This is a genomic window from Pseudomonas sp. AGC41 (assembly GCF_057334555.1).
Genome location: NZ_JBHFJB010000028.1, coordinates 9672 through 12080 on the forward strand (window position 1 = coordinate 9672; position 2409 = coordinate 12080).

At 62.4% G+C, this 2409-nt stretch carries 2 protein-coding genes; both read right to left on the minus strand.

The genetic code is table 11. The annotated features are described in order from the left end of the window. Positions 1–61 precede the first annotated feature (61 nt). Positions 62–838, minus strand: a complete 777-nt coding sequence (gene hbdH / locus ACE04F_RS04750) for a 3-hydroxybutyrate dehydrogenase (RefSeq protein WP_486105255.1) — start codon at positions 836–838, stop codon at positions 62–64. A gap of 7 nt (positions 839–845) precedes the next feature. Next, positions 846–2237: a GntP family permease gene (locus ACE04F_RS04755; RefSeq protein ID WP_486105256.1), complete on the minus strand. Its 1392-nt coding sequence runs from the start codon at positions 2235–2237 to the stop codon at positions 846–848. Positions 2238–2409: the final 172 nt, after the last annotated feature.

The window sequence follows — 2409 nt, forward strand, 5'->3', positions numbered from 1 at the left end:
TCTTGGGCCCGCTTCGCAGGCCAGCGGGAGCAAGCTCCCTCGCCACGGGAATCGCGGAGGGTTACTGCGCCAACCACCCTCCATCAACATTCCACGCCGCGCCCCGCACCTGGCTGCCGGCTTCGCTGCAGAGGAACAGCACCAGTTCACCCAGCTGCGGCGGGGTGACGAATTCCAGGGACGGTTGCTTCTCGGCCAACAGATCGTGCTGGGCCTGTTGCGGGTCGACGCCGCTGGCGATGCGGTCGTCGATCTGTTTTTGCACCAGTGGCGTCAGCACCCAGCCTGGGCAGATTGCATTGCAGGTCACGTTGCTGGTGGCGGTTTCCAGGCCAACCACCTTGGTCAGCCCGATCACCCCATGCTTCGCGGCGACGTAGGCGGCCTTGCCCACCGAGCCGACCTGGCCATGCACCGAGGCGACATTGACGATCCGGCCCCAGCCCTTGGCGCGCATGCCCGGCAAGCTCAGGCGAGTGGCGTGGAACACCGAGGAGAGGTTGATGGCAATGATCGAATCCCAGCGCTCCACCGGGAAATCTTCCACGGCGGCCACGTGCTGGATCCCGGCGTTGTTCACCAGGATGTCCACGCCGCCGAATTCGCGTTCGGCATAGGCGAGCATGTCGGCAATCTGCGCCGGGTCGCTGACGTCGGCCGGATGGTGCCCGACTTTGACGCCGTGTTGTGCGACTTCGGCGATCACCGCCGAGGCATCGCCAAAGCCGTTGAGGATCAGGTTGGCGCCGGCCTTGGCCAGGCTCAAGGCGATGCCCAGGCCGATGCCGCTGGTGGAGCCGGTGACCAGGGCAGTCTTGCCGGAAAGAAATGTCGTCATGGAAACCTCACACAATGCCAGTGGCGTAGAACACACCGATCACGAAGAACACCGCGAGGGTCTTGATCAGCGTAATGCAGAAGATGTCTTTGTAGGCTTCACGATGGGTCAGGCCGGTGACGGCCAACAAGGTGATTACCGCGCCGTTGTGGGGCAGGGTGTCCATGCCGCCGCTGGCCATGGCGGCCACCCGGTGCAGCACTTCCAGGGGAATGTTGGCGGCGTGGGCGGCGCTGATGAAGGTTTCGGACATCGCTGCCAGAGCGATGCTCATGCCCCCCGACGCGGAACCGGTGATGCCGGCCAGCAGCGTCACGGTGACCGCTTCGTTGACCAGCGGATCGGGAATGTTCTTGAGCCAGTCGGCCAGCACCAGGAAGCCCGGCAACGAGGCGATCACCGCACCGAAACCGTATTCCGAAGCGGTGTTCATCGCCGCGAGCAAGGCACCGCCCACCGCGCTCTTGCTGCCTTCGGCCAGTTTGCTGCGAATCGCGCGGAAGCCGAACAGCAATACCATGACAATACCCACCAGCAAGGCGGCCTGTACCGCCCAGATCGCGGTGAGCTTGGCAATGTCGCTGGTCACCGGTGTCGCCATGCCCGGCAGCACCAGGCTGTGAGTCTTGCCGTACCACTGCGGGATCCACTGGGTAAACAGCAGGTTCATGATCCCCACCGCCAGCAGCGGCGAAACGGCGATCCACGGGTTGGGCAGCTTGATGTCCTCGGCGGTTTCCGGCTCGTTGCGCAGTTCGGTGCCATAACCTTCACCGGCGCGTTGGGCCTTGTTGCGCTGGCGCTGCAGAAACAGCATGCCGAAGCAGAAGACGAAGATCGTACCGATCACGCCCAGCCACGGCGCCGCCCAGGCGGTGGTGTTGAAGAAGGTGCTGGGGATGATGTTCTGGATCTGCGGCGTGCCGGGCAGGGCGTCCATGGTGAACGAGAATGCGCCGAGGGCGATGGTGGCTGGAATCAGCCGCTTGGGAATATTGCTCTGGCGGAACATCTCCGCGGCGAACGGGTACACCGCGAACACCACGACGAACAGCGACACGCCGCCATAAGTGAGCAACGCGCAGACCAGCACGATCACCAGCATGGCCTGGCGCGTGCCCAACAGCCGAATCGCCGCGGCGACGATGGAGCGGGAGAAACCCGACAGCTCGATCAGCTTGCCAAATACCGCGCCAAGCAGGAACACCGGGAAATAGAGTTTGATGAAGCCGACCATCTTGTCCATGAACACTCCGGTGAACGCGGGAGCGACGGCGGATGGATCGGTAAGCAGGACCGCGCCGAGGGCGGCGATCGGGGCGAAGAGAATGACGCTGTAGCCACGGTAGGCGGCAACCATCAGCAGCGTGAGGGCTGCCAAGGCAATGATCACACTCATGGTGTGTCTCCTGGGATTGTTATTTTTGTGGGTAAGGCTTTGAGGAGTGCTATAGCGATATCTGTGCCAGATGGCTAAGTGGCTGATGCATAAGGATAAATTTCGTTATTGAAAAGCGTAGGAAAGGGATAATTCTCTGTTTTGAGATTTTTGTCGGAGGGGCCGGCCTCTT